At 45.8% G+C, this 17,416-nt stretch carries 14 protein-coding genes, 3 pseudogenes and 1 other annotated feature; of the genes and pseudogenes, 11 read left to right on the top strand and 6 right to left on the bottom strand.

Features of this window, described 5'->3' with window-relative positions:
• Positions 1-434 precede the first annotated feature (434 nt).
• The 8 genes from thrS (at position 435) to ihfA (ending at position 7,562) form a co-directional block, all read left to right on the top strand.
• Positions 435-2,363 carry a threonine--tRNA ligase gene (gene thrS, locus LVQ77_RS04650; RefSeq protein ID WP_064518256.1) on the top strand — a complete coding sequence of 643 codons (1,929 nt, stop codon included), beginning with the start codon at positions 435-437 and terminating at the stop codon, positions 2,361-2,363.
• A gap of 4 nt (positions 2,364-2,367) precedes the next feature.
• Positions 2,368-2,910, top strand: coding sequence for a translation initiation factor IF-3 (gene infC, locus LVQ77_RS04645; RefSeq protein WP_072009408.1), 543 nt, complete (start codon positions 2,368-2,370; stop codon positions 2,908-2,910).
• Positions 2,911-3,006: 96 nt separating this feature from the next.
• The gene (gene rpmI / locus LVQ77_RS04640) at positions 3,007-3,204 is read left to right on the top strand and encodes a 50S ribosomal protein L35 (protein WP_005968897.1); all 198 of its coding nucleotides are present in this window, start codon (positions 3,007-3,009) and stop codon (positions 3,202-3,204) included.
• A gap of 45 nt (positions 3,205-3,249) precedes the next feature.
• Complete coding sequence (gene rplT / locus LVQ77_RS04635) at positions 3,250-3,606, top strand: 50S ribosomal protein L20 (RefSeq protein WP_000124850.1); 357 nt, start codon at positions 3,250-3,252, stop codon at positions 3,604-3,606.
• 76 nt (positions 3,607-3,682) lie between these two features.
• Positions 3,683-3,806 (top strand) — a sequence feature (Phe leader region).
• Entirely contained in the window at positions 3,688-3,732 is a 45-nt protein-coding gene (gene pheM, locus LVQ77_RS04630; RefSeq protein WP_001386830.1) for a pheST operon leader peptide PheM, read from the top strand. It overlaps the preceding feature by 45 nt.
• 66 nt (positions 3,807-3,872) lie before the next feature.
• Positions 3,873-4,856, top strand: a complete 984-nt coding sequence (gene pheS / locus LVQ77_RS04625; RefSeq protein ID WP_034455974.1) for a phenylalanine--tRNA ligase subunit alpha — start codon at positions 3,873-3,875, stop codon at positions 4,854-4,856.
• Positions 4,857-4,870: 14 nt separating this feature from the next.
• Positions 4,871-7,258: a phenylalanine--tRNA ligase subunit beta gene (gene pheT / locus LVQ77_RS04620; RefSeq protein ID WP_232865464.1), complete on the top strand. Its 2,388-nt coding sequence runs from the start codon at positions 4,871-4,873 to the stop codon at positions 7,256-7,258.
• Positions 7,259-7,262: 4 nt separating this feature from the next.
• Positions 7,263-7,562: an integration host factor subunit alpha gene (gene ihfA / locus LVQ77_RS04615; RefSeq protein WP_001229265.1), complete on the top strand. Its 300-nt coding sequence runs from the start codon at positions 7,263-7,265 to the stop codon at positions 7,560-7,562.
• A 119-nt stretch (positions 7,563-7,681) separates the two neighbouring features.
• Here the strand turns inward: ihfA and LVQ77_RS04610 are convergent.
• Positions 7,682-8,361: pseudogene (locus tag LVQ77_RS04610) on the bottom strand (phage integrase); the annotation flags it as partial.
• A 16-nt stretch (positions 8,362-8,377) separates the two neighbouring features.
• Between LVQ77_RS04610 and LVQ77_RS04605 the strand changes: the two are divergent.
• Positions 8,378-10,264, top strand: a pseudogene (locus LVQ77_RS04605) (replication endonuclease); the annotation flags it as partial.
• 263 nt (positions 10,265-10,527) lie between these two features.
• Here the strand turns inward: LVQ77_RS04605 and LVQ77_RS04600 are convergent.
• The 4 genes and pseudogenes from LVQ77_RS04600 to LVQ77_RS04585 all read right to left on the bottom strand — a co-directional run.
• The gene (locus LVQ77_RS04600; protein WP_370644973.1) at positions 10,528-11,301 is read right to left on the bottom strand and encodes a HEPN domain-containing protein; all 774 of its coding nucleotides are present in this window, start codon (positions 11,299-11,301) and stop codon (positions 10,528-10,530) included.
• A gap of 11 nt (positions 11,302-11,312) precedes the next feature.
• Positions 11,313-12,395, bottom strand: a complete 1,083-nt coding sequence (locus LVQ77_RS04595; RefSeq protein WP_232903812.1) for a DUF262 domain-containing protein — start codon at positions 12,393-12,395, stop codon at positions 11,313-11,315.
• A gap of 551 nt (positions 12,396-12,946) precedes the next feature.
• Positions 12,947-13,525: a serine acetyltransferase gene (locus LVQ77_RS04590; RefSeq protein WP_232903811.1), complete on the bottom strand. Its 579-nt coding sequence runs from the start codon at positions 13,523-13,525 to the stop codon at positions 12,947-12,949.
• 276 nt (positions 13,526-13,801) lie between these two features.
• A pseudogene (locus tag LVQ77_RS04585) lies at positions 13,802-14,505 on the bottom strand (phage portal protein); the annotation flags it as partial.
• 159 nt (positions 14,506-14,664) lie between these two features.
• Between LVQ77_RS04585 and LVQ77_RS04580 the strand changes: the two are divergent.
• Positions 14,665-14,883, top strand: a complete 219-nt coding sequence (locus LVQ77_RS04580; protein WP_232903941.1) for a DNA-binding transcriptional regulator — start codon at positions 14,665-14,667, stop codon at positions 14,881-14,883.
• Between the two features lie 186 nt (positions 14,884-15,069).
• Here the strand turns inward: LVQ77_RS04580 and LVQ77_RS04575 are convergent, their stop codons facing one another.
• Positions 15,070-16,011, bottom strand: coding sequence for a VirK/YbjX family protein (locus tag LVQ77_RS04575; protein ID WP_232903810.1), 942 nt, complete (start codon positions 16,009-16,011; stop codon positions 15,070-15,072).
• Between the two features lie 392 nt (positions 16,012-16,403).
• Between LVQ77_RS04575 and btuC the strand changes: the two genes are divergently transcribed.
• Positions 16,404-17,384: a vitamin B12 ABC transporter permease BtuC gene (btuC, locus tag LVQ77_RS04570; RefSeq protein WP_232903940.1), complete on the top strand. Its 981-nt coding sequence runs from the start codon at positions 16,404-16,406 to the stop codon at positions 17,382-17,384.
• Positions 17,385-17,416: the final 32 nt, after the last annotated feature.

Genomic DNA, 17,416 nt, shown 5'->3' with positions numbered 1-17,416 from the left:
TCGCTCATTTTTCAAATTCGTATGAAATAAAAAACCGGAGCAAGATGCCCGGTTTTTTTATTTTCCTAATCTTATAAACCGATAATGTAATTATTGGTCAGCACAATGTTTAGAAAATCTTATTAGTTTCATTTGCATGTTTTTCGAGAATACAAACGTATTTTCACTGATAGTTGCGTGAAAAAATGGGGATAAAACAGTCAGTTATTATTACCGGTATCAAGATGACTCTGGACTGCAAAACGCGACATACCCTCCTTAAAGTGATAGTATTCTCAACCGTCGTGAGGCTGTGAACTTCGCACTCACGCATAAATTGTGGAGTCGGCCTTGCAATTGTGGGCGAGATGACGACACAACCGGTTGAAACCAAAGTAAAATACATGTTGCATGTGATCTTGCGTATGGGTCACCACTGCGAATAAGGACTTATAATGCCTGTTATTACTCTTCCTGATGGCAGCCAACGCCATTACGACCATGCTGTTAGCCCGCTGGATGTAGCCCTGGACATCGGTCCTGGCCTCGCAAAAGCGTGTATCGCTGGCCGTGTTGATGGCGAACTGGTTGATGCATCTGATGTTATTGAGCACGATGCTAAACTCGCGATTATCACCGTTAAAGATGAAGCTGGCCTGGAGATTCTCCGCCACTCATGCGCCCACTTATTGGGTCATGCCATCAAACAGCTGTGGCCGCACACTAAAATGGCGATCGGCCCGGTTATTGATAACGGTTTTTACTACGACGTTGACATTGACCACACGCTGACGCAGGAAGATCTTGAGCTGCTCGAGAAGCGTATGCACGAGCTGGCTGAGAAAGATTACGACGTCATCAAGAAGAAAGTGAGCTGGCACGAAGCCCGCGAAACTTTCGTTAACCGTGGCGAAAGCTACAAGGTTGCGATTCTTGATGAAAACATCAGCCATGATGATAAGCCAGGTCTGTATCATCATGAAGAATACGTTGATATGTGCCGTGGTCCGCACGTACCGAATATGCGTTTCTGCCATCATTTCAAACTGCAGAAAACATCCGGTGCATACTGGCGTGGCGACAGCAGCAACAAAATGCTGCAACGTATTTATGGCACCGCGTGGGCAGATAAAAAGCAGTTGAATGCTTATCTGCAACGCCTGGAAGAAGCGTCTAAGCGCGATCACCGCAAAATTGGTAAGCAACTCGACCTGTATCATATGCAGGAAGAAGCGCCAGGTATGGTGTTCTGGCATAACGACGGCTGGACTATCTTCCGTGAGTTGGAAGTGTTTGTACGCTCCAAACTCAAAGAGTACCAATATCAGGAAGTGAAAGGCCCGTTCATGATGGACCGTGTGCTGTGGGAAAAAACTGGCCACTGGGACAACTATAAAGATGCGATGTTTACTACTTCTTCCGAGAACCGTGAATACTGCATCAAGCCAATGAACTGCCCGGGTCACGTGCAGATCTTTAACCAGGGTCTGAAGTCATACCGCGACCTGCCATTACGTATGGCTGAGTTTGGTAGCTGTCACCGTAACGAGCCGTCAGGCGCGTTGCATGGCCTGATGCGTGTTCGTGGCTTTACTCAGGATGATGCTCACGTATTCTGTACCGAAGAGCAGGTTCGCGATGAAGTGAACAGCTGTATCCGCATGGTTTATGACATGTACAGCACCTTCGGTTTTGAAAAAATCGTTGTGAAACTGTCTACCCGCCCGGAAAAACGCATCGGTACCGACGAAATGTGGGATCGTGCAGAGGCGGATTTGGCCGTAGCGCTGCAAGAAAATAATATACCGTTTGATTATCAGCCGGGTGAGGGTGCATTCTATGGCCCTAAAATTGAATTTACGCTGTATGACTGCCTGGATCGTGCATGGCAGTGCGGCACTGTACAGCTGGACTTCTCTTTACCATCACGCCTGAACGCGTCTTATATCGGCGAAAGTAACGAACGCCTGGTTCCGGTAATGATTCACCGTGCAATTCTCGGGTCAATGGAACGTTTCATTGGTATCCTGACCGAAGAATTTGCGGGCTTCTTCCCAACCTGGCTGGCGCCGGTACAAGCAGTGGTTATGAATATCACTGATGGACAGTCTGATTATGTCGAAGAATTGACCCGTAAACTGCAAAATGCAGGCATTCGCGTAAAAGCAGACTTGAGAAATGAGAAGATTGGCTTTAAAATCCGTGAACACACGTTGCGTCGTGTCCCTTACATGTTAGTTTGTGGCGATAAAGAGGTCGAAGCAGGCAAAGTTGCCGTTCGTACCCGTCGTGGCAAAGATTTGGGGAGCATGGACGTCAACGAATTGATTGAAAAGCTGCAGAATGAAATTCGCAGTCGCAATCTTAATCAACTAGAGGAATAGAGTTATTAAAGGCGGAAAAAGAGTTCAACCGGCGCGTCCTAATCGCATAAACAGAGAAATTCGTGCCACTGAGGTTCGTCTGACAGGTATAGACGGCGAGCAACTAGGTATTGTGAGTCTGAATGAAGCTTTAGAAAAAGCCGAGGAGGCTGGGGTTGATTTAGTTGAAATCAGTCCTAATGCTGAACCGCCTGTTTGTCGAATTATGGATTACGGCAAATTCCTCTACGAAAAAAGCAAATCTTCTAAGGAACAGAAGAAGAAGCAAAAAGTTATTCAGGTCAAGGAAATCAAATTCCGACCTGGTACCGATGATGGCGACTATCAGGTAAAACTCCGCAGCCTGGTTCGCTTTCTGGAAGAGGGTGATAAAGCTAAAATCACACTGCGTTTCCGCGGTCGTGAAATGGCTCACCAACAGATTGGTATGGAAGTGCTTAACCGCGTCCGTGACGATCTGAGTGAACTGGCAGTCGTCGAATCCTTCCCATCGAAGATCGAAGGCCGTCAGATGATCATGGTGCTCGCTCCGAAGAAGAAACAGTAAGGCCATCAAGTAACAGTTCTCGCGAGGTTTCGGCCTCGTGAGTTTTGTTCGCCTTCTGGTTCGTTTTATTAACAATGCGAAGTGGAAAGTTATTAAATGCCAAAGATTAAAACTGTACGCGGCGCTGCTAAGCGCTTCAAAAAGACCGCCGGTGGTGGTTTTAAGCGTAAGCACGCTAACCTGCGTCATATTCTGACTAAAAAGTCTACTAAGCGTAAACGTCACCTGCGTCCGAAAGGTATGGTCTCCAAAGGGGATCTGGGCCTGGTCATCGCTTGCCTGCCGTACGCATAAGTAGCATTTTTTAATTAATTCAGAATATAGAACAGGAGAGCTAATATGGCTCGCGTAAAACGTGGTGTTATCGCACGTGCTCGTCACAAAAAAATCCTTAAACAAGCCAAAGGCTACTACGGTGCGCGTTCACGCGTATACCGCGTTGCTTTCCAGGCTGTTATCAAAGCTGGCCAATACGCTTACCGTGACCGTCGTCAACGTAAACGTCAATTCCGTCAGCTGTGGATTGCACGTATCAACGCTGCAGCTCGTCAGAACGGGATCTCTTACAGCAAATTCATCAACGGCTTGAAAAAAGCTTCTGTTGAAATCGACCGTAAGATCCTGGCTGACATCGCGGTATTCGACAAAGTGGCATTTACTGCACTAGTTGAAAAAGCGAAAGCAGCTCTGGCGTAAGCCAGTTATTAGGGGGAGCTTGCTCCCTCTTTTAATTTCTAACGGTAATGTTTAACACTGTTCAATAAGGTAACTGCAAGCATGAATGCTGCTATTTTCCGTTTCTTTTTTTACTTTAGCACCTGAACTCGGGGGCTTTGCGCGTAAGAAAAGAAACGAAAAATAGCGCCGAAAGCCTCCATAATGGAGGCTTTTTTTTTGCATCCTTTTTATCTTTGTATACGAATCAACTACCCCGGTAATTATGCCGGCATAAGAGGAATACCATGCCACATCTCGCAGAGCTGGTTGCCAACGCAACGGCCGCCATAAACGAGGCCCAGGATGTTGCCGCGTTAGACAACGTACGCGTCGAGTATTTAGGGAAAAAAGGTCATCTGACCCTCCAGATGACCACCCTACGTGAATTGCCAGCAGAAGAGCGCCCAGCAGCGGGTGCAGTAATTAACGAAGCCAAAGAGAAAGTGCAGGAAGCATTGAATGCTCGCAAAAATGCACTTGAAAGTGCTGCACTGAATGCTCGCCTGGCGGAAGAAACTATCGATATCTCACTGCCTGGTCGCCGTGTTGAAAATGGTGGTTTGCATCCAGTAACACGCACCATCGACCGTATTGAAAGCTTCTTCGGTGAGTTAGGCTTCACCGTGGCGACTGGCCCGGAAATCGAAGATGACTATCACAACTTCGATGCGCTGAATATTCCAGGCCATCACCCGGCTCGTGCTGACCACGATACATTCTGGTTCGATGCAACTCGTTTACTGCGCACCCAGACTTCTGGCGTTCAGATTCGCACCATGAAAGACAAGCAGCCACCGATTCGTATTATCGCGCCGGGCCGCGTGTATCGTAACGACTACGATCAGACTCACACGCCAATGTTCCACCAGATGGAAGGTTTGATTGTTGATACCAATATCAACTTCGCCAACTTGAAAGGCACGATTCACGATTTCCTGAACAACTTCTTCGAAGCTGATTTGCAGATTCGTTTCCGCCCGTCCTACTTCCCGTTCACCGAACCATCCGCAGAAGTTGATGTGATGGGTAAAAATGGTAAATGGTTGGAAGTATTAGGCTGTGGCATGGTGCATCCGAATGTTCTGCGTAACGTTGGTATCGACCCAGAGGTTTATTCAGGCTTTGCTTTCGGTATGGGCATGGAACGTTTAACCATGCTGCGCTACGGTGTAACCGATTTGCGTGCATTCTTCGAAAATGATTTACGTTTCCTCAAACAGTTTAAATAAGGGCGGGATATCCAATGAAATTCAGTGAACTCTGGTTACGCGAATGGGTAAACCCAGCCAACAGTAGTGAAGAGCTTTCCGGTCAAATTACTATGGCTGGTCTTGAAGTTGATGGTGTTGATGCCGTTGCTGGCGAATTCAACGGCGTGGTTGTGGGTGAGGTGGTTGAGTGCGGCCAACATCCGAATGCTGACAAGCTGCGTGTAACAAAAGTTAATGTCGGTGGCGACCGTCTGTTAGACATCGTTTGTGGTGCACCAAATTGCCGTCAGGGCCTGAAAGTTGCTGTGGCAACCGTTGGTGCTGTTCTGCCAGGCGATTTCAAAATTAAAGCTGCAAAACTGCGCGGCGAGCCATCAGAAGGCATGCTCTGCTCATTCTCCGAGCTGGGTATTTCAGACGACCATAACGGTATTATTGAGCTGCCGCTGGATGCGCCGATTGGTACTGACATCCGCGAATACCTGAAGCTTGACGACAACACTATCGAAATCAGCGTCACGCCAAACCGCGCCGATTGCCTCGGTATCATCGGTGTTGCCCGTGATGTTGCGGTTGTGAACCAACTGCCATTAAACGTGCCAGAAATAGTTACTGTAGCGGCGACTATTACCGACACGCTGCCAATTCGTGTCGATGCACCTGAAGCATGTCCACGTTACCTGGGCCGTGTGGTTAAAGGTATCAACGTCAAAGCTCCTACGCCGCTGTGGATGAAAGAAAAACTGCGTCGTTGTGGTATTCGTTCTATCGATGCGGTAGTTGACGTAACTAACTACGTGCTGTTGGAACTCGGCCAACCGATGCATGCGTTCGATAAAGACCGCATTGAAGGTGGCATCGTTGTACGTATGGCAGAAGAGGGCGAAACCCTGACACTGCTTGATGGTAACGAAGCGAAGTTGAATGCCGATACTCTGGTCATTGCTGACCACAACAAAGCGCTGGCAATGGCCGGCATCTTTGGTGGTGAACATTCTGGTGTGAATGATGAAACCCAGAACATACTGCTTGAGTGTGCATTCTTCAGCCCGCTGTCAATTACCGGCCGCGCGCGCCGCCATGGCTTGCATACCGATGCTTCTCATCGTTATGAGCGTGGTGTGGATTCAGCGTTGCAGTACAAAGCAATGGAACGTGCTACTCGTCTGTTGACTGATATCTGTGGCGGTGAAGCAGGCCCGGTAATTGATGTGACTAATGAAGCACATCTGCCAAAAGCTGCCACAATTACTCTGCGTCGCAGCAAGCTGGACCGTCTGATTGGCCATCATATTTCAGATGCGCAGGTTGGCGATATTCTGCGTCGTCTTGGCTGCGAAGTGACTGAAGGCGATAACCAGTGGACGGCAGTGGCTCCAAGCTGGCGCTTTGATATGCAGATTGAAGAAGATCTGGTTGAAGAAGTAGCGCGCGTTTATGGCTATAACAGCATTCCTAATGAGCCTGTACAAGCGGGTCTGATCATGGGAACTCACCGTGAAGCTGACCTTTCGCTCAAGCGTGTGAAAACCATGCTGGTCGATAAAGGCTACCAGGAAGTGATCACCTACAGCTTTGTTGATCCTAAAGTTCAACAACTGCTGCACCCGGGTGAAGAAAATCTGATTCTGCCAAGTCCAATTTCCAGCGAAATGTCAGCAATGCGTTTGTCCCTGCTGACTGGCCTGCTCAATACCGTGGTTTATAACCAAAACCGCCAGCAGGCGCGTGTGCGCATCTTTGAGTCCGGTTTACGCTTTGTTCCTGATACGCAGGCAGACCTGGGTATTCGTCAGGATCTTATGCTGGCTGGTGCGATCTGTGGCAACCGCTACGAAGAGCATTGGGATCTGGCGCGTAACACCGTCGACTTCTATGATTTGAAGGGCGATCTGGAAGCTGTTCTGGATCTGACCGGTAAACTTTCAGACATCGAATTTAAAGCAGCAAGCAACCCAGCCTTGCATCCAGGCCAAAGTGCTGCCATTTATTTATGCGGGGAATACGTTGGTTTCATTGGTGTTGTGCACCCGGAACTTGAACGTAAGCTTTCACTCAACGGTCGTACACTGGTGTTCGAAGTGCTGTGGAACAAGCTTGCAGACCGCGCTGTGCCTGAGTCTAAAGAGATTTCTCGTTTCCCTGCGAACCGTCGTGACATTGCAGTTGTGGTTGCAGAAAACGTTCCCGCAGCAGATATTTTGGCAGAGTGTAAGAAAGTTGGCGCAAATCAGGTAGTTGGCGTAAACTTGTTTGATGTGTACCGTGGTAAAGGTGTAGCCGAAGGTTATAAGAGCCTTGCCATAAGCCTTATCCTGCAGGATACGGGCCGTACACTCGAAGAAGAGGAGATGGCCGCTACCGTTGCAAAATGTGTAGAGGCATTAAAAGAGCGATTCCAGGCATCATTGAGGGATTGAACGTATGGCGCTTACAAAAGCTGAAATGTCAGAATATCTGTTTGATAAGCTAGGGCTTAGCAAACGTGATGCTAAAGAGTTGGTAGAACTGTTTTTCGAAGAGATCCGTCGCGCTTTGGAAAACGGCGAGCAGGTTAAACTATCAGGCTTTGGTAATTTTGACTTACGCGATAAAAACCAACGTCCCGGGCGTAACCCGAAGACTGGTGAAGATATTCCTATCACGGCACGCCGTGTAGTGACTTTCCGACCTGGTCAGAAGTTGAAGAGTAGGGTTGAAAACGCGTCGCCGAAAGACGAGTAACCTGAATTAACCAAAAAGGCCGCTTTAGCGGCCTTTTTCTTTGCTTCTGGCACCTGAAAGTGCCGACCTACAACGGTTTAATGCGGCTTAGAAGCCCATCAGTGACCACCTGAAAGCACCTATGTGTGGACGCATTGTGGATGCAAATTTCCCCTAAGTGGATTAAGTGCAATGGCATCCTGTAGGAACTCAGGAGCAAAATGAGCATACGCCATCGTCTGCTCAATTCTGGTATGTCCCAGTAACCGCTGCAGAGTGATAATGCTTCCTCCATTAATCATGAAGTGAGTTGCGAAGCTATGTCTCAACGAGTGAGTCGCCTGGCCTGATAGTAAATCAGGTTTCACCTGTTTCAACGTTTCTCTAAACTCCCGATACGAAGCGCGAGGGAAGAGAAATCCTTTTTTATCGCCTACCAGTTCCTGCGCAACTTCTTCAGAAATTGGAACCGTTCTGGGTTTGTTTTGGTTTTAACAAATGACACCCGATTATGGACAATATGCTCCGCTTTCAGACTTTCAGCTTCACCCCACCTGGCTCCAGTACTCAAACAAAGCACTGCGATCAACCGATTATCGCCATCCAATCTGGAAAGCAATAAATCAATCTCATCAGTGGTCAGATAACCCGTTTCAGGTGTTTGTTCCTTGAGGCGCTTTATTCCCCTGAATGGGTGCTCCCCCATGAACAACTCGGACTCAACTAACGAGGTGAACATGCCACCCAGAGTAGTGAGCTCTCGATTTATCGTTGAGGGTTTAATCCCTTGAGCTCTACGAGCTGCACAATACTGCGCAAGCTCCTTCTGCCACCCCCTGATTCAAAGCACCGGCAAATCATTTGTCGGTGCTTTTCCCTGAAACTCTCCGCGCGAGGCTATCTCGCGAGATCCCTATGACAGACCTCTTACACGTGACGAACACCGTCAGGTGCAAGCGGTTTTAGCTGAGATAAATACACTCCCGCATAACCTCTGCACCAAATTCAGTAACCGCTATGACTGGCTGAAACGCCACTCAAGCCAGCTTGATGCATTGCGGTTCCTGACCTCCACTTTCAAGCGGCGCTTATGGCCACGCATTGAACGCGTAAATCGCAATCACCGGATGAGCACCGACGCTTCAATACGTTTTTTGTCCGAACAGGATGCTTACTCACATCTGCCGGGTATGAACGATAAAGCGCTGGAGAAGTTCGCGGGACGGATAGCGGCTCAGTTATTCAGTCCATATGAAGAACTCAGCGACAGCTATGCCAGCGAACATGAGGGCGATAAAAAGGAAGTGCTGTTTACCGATGAGGCGCAATCCTGGCTTTACGGTGAAATTGCGGGAGCAGCCCGCGCATTCAATGTTACGCCGCTGCACTGGAAAAAGTATCGCAAAGGAAAGCTGACTGCACGTGAAGCGTTTTCAGCAGTTTTCCGTCTTATTACGGATGACTGGTGGGTTGGTCAGTTTAAAGCACAGCGCACCCGCTGGAATGAAGCACTGCTAATTGCAGTCGGTGAGGTCAGTAAAAAACGTTCACCTTACGCCAGTAAACAAGCCATCCGCGATGTACATGCGCGTCGCCTGGCTAATCTGGAATATCTGAAAAGCCGCGAACTGGAGAACGTGGAAACCGGCGAGCGGATCGACCTGATTGATAAGGTGCTTAAAAGCATTTCTAACCCTGAAATCCGCCGCATGGAATTAATGAACACTATTGCGGGGATTGAGCGTTACGCCTCCAGCAAAGGTGATGTCGGAATGTTTATTACCATCACGACTCCATCAAAATATCACCCCACACGCGTCACTAGCGCGGATAAAACCGTCCAGCTTAACCATAAATGGAACGATGAAGCCTACAGCCCAAAAGAGGGTCAGCGCTATCTGTGTGGCATCTGGAGCAAGATGCGCACCGCATTCAAAGACAATGGCCTTAATGTGTATGGCATGCGCGTCGTCGAGCCTCACCATGACGGCACTCCACACTGGCACATGATGCTTTTCTGCCAGCCTTACCAGCGTCAGCAGGTTATCGGGATCATGAGTCGTTACTCTTTAAAAGAAGATGGTGATGAGCGTGGTGCGGCGGGTTATATCGCAAAATACATCGCGAAGAACATCGACGGTTACGCACTGGATGGCGAACTGGATAAAGACACCGGCAAGCCGTTAAAAGACACCGCAGCAGCAGTTAATGCCTGGGCGTCCACATGGCGCATCCCTCAATTTAAACCGATTGGTGTACCGACAATGGGCGCTTATCGCGAGCTGCGTAAATTACCGCGTGGCGTGAGCATCGCCAGTGAGCTTGATGAGCGAGTCGAAGATGTCAGAGCCGCAGCCGACGGCGGTGATTTTGACCTGTACATTGCCGCACAGGGTGGGGCAAACGTACCACGTGACGCGCAAACCGTCCGTGTCGCCCGTAAGGTGGCTGACGAGCTGAATGCGTATGACGAGGAGGTGCAGAAGGTTGTGGGCATCTTCGCCCCGCATCTTGGTTCTGACAATGTTCATGTTACGCGTACAACTCAATGGCGCATCGTTGCTAAAGCCGTTGACGTTGACCTTGGTCTTTTGACCTTAAAGAGCGGCTCTGCCGCGACTCGGAGTCCTGTCAATAACTGGGGGTTGGTCGGTTTTAACAGCGAAGATGATTCCATCCCTGCAACTACTGAACAAACCGTAGTAGTGCTTAAGATTTTGAATGTTAGGGATGTTAGTTGTGATGGTAAAGTTCCAGAGACGATATTCAGATAGTGTTTAGATGTAGAATTAGATTAATTCATGATTTGATATTTTTTTAGAGTATAAATTTATTCGTATTTTTTATTACCTTAAGTGTTTTATATCCCTGTTCAAGTGTTTGCTGTTAATAACCTCCTGCTTTTAAATAGGTTTAACTGTAATTGCTAAGGCGGTAGGGTAATTATGAGAAAAAGTGGCAGCATTGCTGCCACGATAATATTTTGCTAGCTATTACACAGTTCAGAGCAAATTATGAGAAGAAATGAAAGCTGCAAGATCATGACTTTATCCTTTAAATCAATCAACGTATTGATATATAAGGAGTTTTGAAAATCATTTCCATGCGCTATTGTATGCCTTTTCATATTTAAGTCATCAAGAAAAGTTTGCCACATACTTCTTCCGCGATATTTTACCGGTTCAGTGCCATATGGGTTTTTTTCAAATTGATAAGGGAATTTTGATAGCTTTCTTTTGATTCTTTTCGATACTATGGGTAATGCTTTTTTTATTCGAGTTGATGTCATTGAGAATACTTCATCAAATAGTGATTCATTTAAATTTTTGAATATATCTGAAACACCAAATCGAGATGCAATTGAATCTAATGAATCAGGTTTAGGATTCCTATTCTTATCAAAAGTAAATGCTTCATGGGATATTTTGAAATCAGAAGATGTTTCAAGATCAGCGATAAGATGACGTATTCTTTCATGATAATTTGCGAAAGCTGATTCATCAAACCCAAGGTGTTTTTTACAATATGTAATTTTTACAGCGTTAGGAAGGTTTTTAAACTTAACTGAATTGTAATCACTAATAATGTTTTTAACAGCACCTTTGAGGAAACCTTCCATATGTGCAACAATTAATATTGTTATTGAGCGGCAGAGTGCATTATATAGCTCACTATTACTTGTTTCAACGCGCATTGCCTCATTGGCTAAAATGTCAACCTCTTTCCATTGTAGATCTACAGTGTCAAGATAGTCTGCAATGAATGTGGTTATTATACTAAGCCTCTTGCTTTCTCAATACGGAAATTTAATTTTGATACATCGTTTACACTTCCTTCACATGCAGTGAAAAAATCAGGATCTGTAAACATGTTAATTACCGTATTAGAATCAAGCTGTTCACCTTTCTTATTACGTAACATAAATAAGTGTGTCACAGCATCAAAAACAGAGGCATTAAAATCTGACATTTTTTTCAAGCCTTTTGTTGTGATTCTGTATTTCGCAAAAGGATACTGCAGATCCGTTGTAGCAATACTTCGAAATGTTTGAACAAAATCCTTTTCCATTCCTTTTAATGATTTTTCATCTAGCTCATTGAATTCACTCATTTTATTTGTTAAGAATTGTTTAAAACCACCTTTGTAGTCACTGTATCCATTTTTATAATTAATGGCGAAAAAGCGTAGAATAAGCTCTTCATCTTCCATTTTTTTGACTCTTTTACTATTAGGAGTCAATTTACATGCAGTCAGGAAGTCTTGATTACATACAAGTTTCTTGACTAAATCTTTGAATGGTCCACGACAAGTTGCATTTCTAAGCTCTTGGGACTCTAATTTTACGGAGCCAGAGTTTAGTCGTTCGAAAATATCATACTTTACTTGAGGGTCGACGGTTGAATCAATTCTTAGACAACGGATGCTTCTTTCTTCAAGTCTACGAATTAAAAATGATGGCAGGTCTTTATAATAAGAGCCATTTAGCTTATCTAATACCTCTAGCCCCTCTAGTTGATACTCATTTTGAAAGAAATTGAAAATTGCAGTTAGTCTCTGCTGCCCATCAATTACAGAAAACCTCGAAGATTCAGTATCAACTTCTTCATCAACATCTACATCTTGCGAAATGTAAATGAATGGAATTGGAATGTTTAGTATTAAACTCTCGATAAGTCTTGATGAGTTTGCATCGCTCCAGCGATGTTTTCTTTGATATTCTGGATTCAGCTTGATTACGTTTTTTTGAATTTTTTTTACAAGAGTTTCCAAATCATACTCAATTGTTTGAGTTTTTACCGTACGCTCTTTGGCAATCTGCTGTAGTTCGTCAAGATTATGTTTAAGTGTGACCATGCCTTGTCCTTAGTTACAAATACAGTACATTAAAGAAAAATGTGTATGTTGCTCATAAGACATCATAAATCATTTTTGTAAGTGATTTAAACTATGCATGCATCAAATGCATGTTTTTGCATTCAAATGGATATCATCAAAGGTTCTTGTTACGCCTTATCTGTAAAGGCTTCAATATTAGTAGGCACCTGCATTAAAACCGACCCATGAAGCGGGCAGGCGTGGTATTTATTTTATTTAATTTACGTCTGAGCGAGCCATGATTGCGATTTTTGGCGTGTCGCTTTGCCTTGGGTGAGGTTATCGGTGTTAGGGCTGTGTGGCGCGTCTGAGAGCGTGAGGCGAGGGCGTAAAAAAGCCGCTTTATGAGCGGCGCAAAGTGGGGCATTCGACAGGTGCCAGCTCGCTACACAAAAACATCTGTCTGCGAGGCTACCGGGCCCGCTGGTATTGTCAGGATGATAAGTGATCTGAACCAACAGTCGGAAAAAAAATCGATTTATTCAATAACACCCTTCACGTGCTCAATAGTGTTCGATATGAATGGAGTTTTACTTGCATTTAATGATAGATGAAACAGTGTTATAAATAACAGAGTTATCAGGAATGTCTTTATTTACAAAAGTCATTGCACCGATAGTGACGTTGTTACCAATTTTTATATCACCAATAATACAGCTATGCGCTCCGATATCTGCATTGTCTCCTATAGAAGTAATTCCAATTTCACCTTGTGAGTTTTTACGGCCAATTGTAGTGTTTTGTCGGATGTTCATATTCTTACCAATAATGCATTCCGATCTAACTACAATCCCCAGATAGTGATTAATCTTCATGCCAGCACCAATGTGTGCAGCTATGCTTATATCGGCTCCATATTTATGGCGAAGGTTTTCATTTATTTTTCGCGCCATTTTCTTATAACGTTTATTAGGTGAGCCATACATGTAGTTAGCAATGCGCCACCAGAAGTAAAACCGTTTCTTTCTACTAAAAGCAACTCGGTGAAAAACCTTTAGCCATGAAAATTTCTTTTTACCACTTCGGCTTATAACTTCTATTTGTAAACATTCTTTGAGGTGATCTAATGTGTTTTTAGATTGAATGCTGCATAGTTGGTCGCTATTCATAAACGAAAATAATCCATTAGGTTTTTTTAGTGAAATTTTATATTTATGGTGTATCGAAAAATCTTTGGAATAAAACGGAAAAAATGAAAGTGTGCTCTTGCATCAACTGATTTCAGTTTAATCACGTTTTGGCTAGTGTCTTATCTGGGGCGAATTATAGCGATAGTAGGTATGACAATCCATTGATTTGATCAATGTTTTCGGGTTTTATGGACGCAAGTGCAGGATGACAATAAAATTAAAAAATTTACGCTAATTCAGCGGCTTACTTTTAGTTTAATGGGTTTCCGTTAGTTCATAGGTTTTGAATTGGATAACCTCATCACCCACCAATCATTCACCTCATTGATTCTTTCCTGCAATGGCGTCAGCTCATTACGCACAAATACCTGTGCCGCTTTCACCACGTCACCAAATCCGCCAGTATTGTTGGGAATCACACCCATCATTTGCGGCGGTACACGGTGTGCACTCATTAAATCCTCGGCACTGGCTTTCTTGATGTTAAAGAAATCATCTTTGGTCGCCACCTCACTGAGCGGCACGATTTTAATCCCGTCCGGTTTGCCGTTCGGCGCGTAGAAAAACAGGTTTTTAAAATTCCCTAATCCCTTAGAACTACGCATTGCCTCGCGCAGTGCTTCCACGTCGGTTCTGCTCTGCGCGGCATCGGTCACATACATGATGTAACCGGCGTGTGCGCCGTTCTGGTCATACTTGCGCCGGAACAGGGCTGCCGACTCATTGAGCCAGGCCGAGTTAAGTGCGCTGAGATATTCCGGCAGGCCGTAAAGCTCCTGGTTAATATCCGGTTCCAGAAGGTGGAATACCGAACCCGGCGCGAACTCATGCGGGGTGACAAACGACTGCACAAACCAGTACGCATCTTCCCCGGTGCCTTTGCGGGTGTATTTGGCCGGTGAGGTTTCGAGCCGTAACAGCTTGCCGGTGACGCTCATGCGCTTTTCTAAAAACGCATTCACGACGTCCTTAGAGCTTGAAGTGAGGCTTTCTGATGTTGAGTATCAGGAGGAGGGTGAAAGCGAATGAAATGTTATAACTCATTGTTAATAAATGATTTAATGGGTAAGGTATCAGCATCGGCATCAGCATCAAACGAACTCAGTCGAGGTGTTGAAATGTTCCATTGCCCATTGTGTCAGACCGCCGCCCACGCCCGGACAAGTCGCTATCATTCAACGGAAACAAAAGAGCGTTACCACCAGTGCCAGAATGTGAATTGCAGTGCGACATTTGTGACGATCGAGACTGTGAAGCACTACATCGTAAAGCCTGGCGAGAGAACACCAGTGTTGCCTCACCCGATGCAAGGTGGACAACAAACTATGTGGATGTGATAAACGAAAAAGCCCCGGAAAACCGAGGCTTGGATTTTTCGATGTGGACAGCGCGTGGACGCTGTTTGAAATAAATCCTTTTATTTCAGTTGATTAAATTTAGATCTCAAGGCCGCTTTAGCGGCCTTTTTCTTTGCTTAAAATCCAGCAATTTATCTCAGTTTAATGCCGCAGCAAGAAACGTCTCTACGACAGATTAGCAATTTGCGCCGCCATATCATCCAGTAGCTGGAAGCGGCGACGATATTCCGCACGTTTCTTACTGGCGATGCTCTCAAGAGTTTTTCGTTTCAACTGCAAAGGGAGCTGCCAACGGCATGCGTTGTCTTTTATACCTTCAATGGATTGCCAGAAATCATCATAACTTGCGTGGAAATGGCGACCTTTACTTAACCGGTATCGCAGCGCCCTGAAGACATGACCATTATCGCTGACCCCATATACACTGGAAATTCCGCTCCGGGCTGCAAATTGCCAGATAAACTCCATCAGCAGACGTTTAGGGAACAGACCGTAGCAGGCTCGTGTTGCCTGTTTGATTACCTCGTGAGGTATTTCCCGTCTTGGCCCTTGCAGGCCACCAATCACAAGCTGCCATTGGTCTTTGGAGCGTAAAACGCTAAAAGTGAGGCTGGCGAGAACGTGTTGGTTGCTGTCCCGAAGCCACAGTGTACTTTCACCTTCACGTTCGGCACTTCCTGCACAAGAAGCGGAGAGCGAAAACTGACTGTCATCTTTTCCTGTAAGGGTCACCAGTGTTTTTTCTTGTACCGCAATTAATGCGCTAGCCAACTGCTTTGATGATAATGAGTCCACGAACTGATAATGCCCGATCACCGCATCAGCACGTTGGCTGGCGTTTAATCCCCGAACTAAATATTGGCGATGTGGCTTACTTGGTAATGTTATTTGCGCCTTTAACATCTGCTCAAAATCAGGTCGCAGGGCAAGACTCTCGAGCATCCGGCGAGTGGGATTGTAGAACAGGGCTGTGCGCATCATAAATTTAAACCGATAATTACGCTTGTGCCATATTGCACCCGGGAGCAGTTTTCCTGTAATGAGATCAGAAATAAGGTTTCTGTCGGGAGTTTGCAGATATGTATTTTGCAGAGTGTTGTCAGACACGGTAATTACCTTTCCTTGAATTTTTATTTATTTTAATCCCTGCAGTCTGCAATGATCACGCCTTGCCTTCTTATAATCACACTTCGTTTATTCCCGATTTAATATTCGTAATGCCGTTGATAAATAATGGTTATCTATTAAATAATTACAAAGCTAATTATGACGTGATGGAGTTTTATAGTCGCTATGGTTGGTTATATATGGAAGTGAAACTATCAGTGCTATTTCCTCCATAAATTATTATCTATTTACCTTTCATGTATTATTGGGAGCGTAGAATAGAAGAAATCTCACGCGCAGGCCCGCGCGCTTCCTTTAGCGCTTGTCGGATGTAGGAAACTCCCCGTAAAATCAGTTGCATGAATTCTCTCTCATCGGATCTTTCCAAGCAGATGCTCACTTTTGTCGCTCAACAACGCCGCCACGAACGCCGCTGGCTACTTGCATTGTTTGCCACAATGTTGGGGATGGTGGTGCTGAGTTTAAGCGCCGGGGACCAGTGGTTTGCTCCTCAACACTGGATGCGTGAGGATGCACAGTTGTTCATCTGGCAGATCCGTACGCCCCGTACCTTAGCAGTGCTCTTGGTTGGCGCGGCATTGGCGATTTCTGGCACCATTATGCAGGCCCTATTTGAAAACCCACTGGCCGAGCCTGGTCTGCTTGGTGTCTCCAATGGAGCAGGGGTTGCGCTGGTAGCAGCAGTATTACTTGGACAAGGGATGCTGCCAGACTGGATTCTGGGTATTTGCGCGATCGCCGGTGCGCTGATTATCACTTTTATCCTGCTGCGTTTTTCGCGGCGCCATCTTTCTAATAGTCGATTGCTGCTTGCAGGTGTGGCCCTGGGGATTATCTGTAGTGCGCTGATGACCTGGGCTATCTATTTCAGTTCAAGCCTCGACTTACGCCAGTTAATGTATTGGATGATGGGTGGTTTTGGAGGTGTAGACTGGCGGCAATGGTGGCTGATGATAACTCTGCTTCCGGTGATGCTGTGGCTATGTCGGAACTATGCACCATTAAACTTAATGGCATTGGGTGAAATGTCTGCTCGTCAGCTAGGTCTGCCCGTCTGGTTGTGGCGCAATATTATGGTTATTGCAACAGGCTGGTTGGTCGGTGTGAGCGTGGCACTTGCCGGCGCTATTGGTTTTATCGGCCTGGTCATCCCGCATATGCTGCGTCTTAAGGGGCTAACGGATCATCGTATTTTATTGCCTGCCAGTGCGCTGGCTGGAGCAACAGTGTTGCTTGGCGCTGATGTCATTGCACGTCTGGCGCTGGTTTCAGCCGAATTGCCGATAGGTGTTGTGACAGCAACGCTGGGCGCTCCGCTATTTATATGGCTACTATTAAAAGCTGGGAAATAATCCATCGTTTGATTTCAATTTAAGGGGACACA

The sequence above is a fragment of the Buttiauxella cochleicola genome (assembly GCF_021282435.1).
GTDB lineage: Bacteria > Pseudomonadota > Gammaproteobacteria > Enterobacterales > Enterobacteriaceae > Buttiauxella > Buttiauxella massiliensis.
This window is presented reverse-complemented; position numbering and strand designations above follow the sequence as displayed.

Excerpts from the sequence above, each read along its gene's own strand:
- thrS (WP_064518256.1), top strand. The coding sequence starts at position 435 with ATGCCTGTTATTACTCTTCCTGATGGCAGCCAACGCCATTACGACCAT.
- rpmI (WP_005968897.1), top strand. The coding sequence starts at position 3,007 with ATGCCAAAGATTAAAACTGTACGCGGCGCTGCTAAGCGCTTCAAAAAG.
- rplT (WP_000124850.1), top strand. The coding sequence starts at position 3,250 with ATGGCTCGCGTAAAACGTGGTGTTATCGCACGTGCTCGTCACAAAAAA.
- pheS (WP_034455974.1), top strand. The coding sequence starts at position 3,873 with ATGCCACATCTCGCAGAGCTGGTTGCCAACGCAACGGCCGCCATAAAC.
- pheT (WP_232865464.1), top strand. The coding sequence starts at position 4,871 with ATGAAATTCAGTGAACTCTGGTTACGCGAATGGGTAAACCCAGCCAAC.
- ihfA (WP_001229265.1), top strand. The coding sequence starts at position 7,263 with ATGGCGCTTACAAAAGCTGAAATGTCAGAATATCTGTTTGATAAGCTA.
- LVQ77_RS04595 (WP_232903812.1), bottom strand. The coding sequence starts at position 12,395 with ATGGTCACACTTAAACATAATCTTGACGAACTACAGCAGATTGCCAAA.
- LVQ77_RS04590 (WP_232903811.1), bottom strand. The coding sequence starts at position 13,525 with ATGAATAGCGACCAACTATGCAGCATTCAATCTAAAAACACATTAGAT.
- LVQ77_RS04580 (WP_232903941.1), top strand. The coding sequence starts at position 14,665 with ATGTTCCATTGCCCATTGTGTCAGACCGCCGCCCACGCCCGGACAAGT.
- btuC (WP_232903940.1), top strand. The coding sequence starts at position 16,404 with ATGCTCACTTTTGTCGCTCAACAACGCCGCCACGAACGCCGCTGGCTA.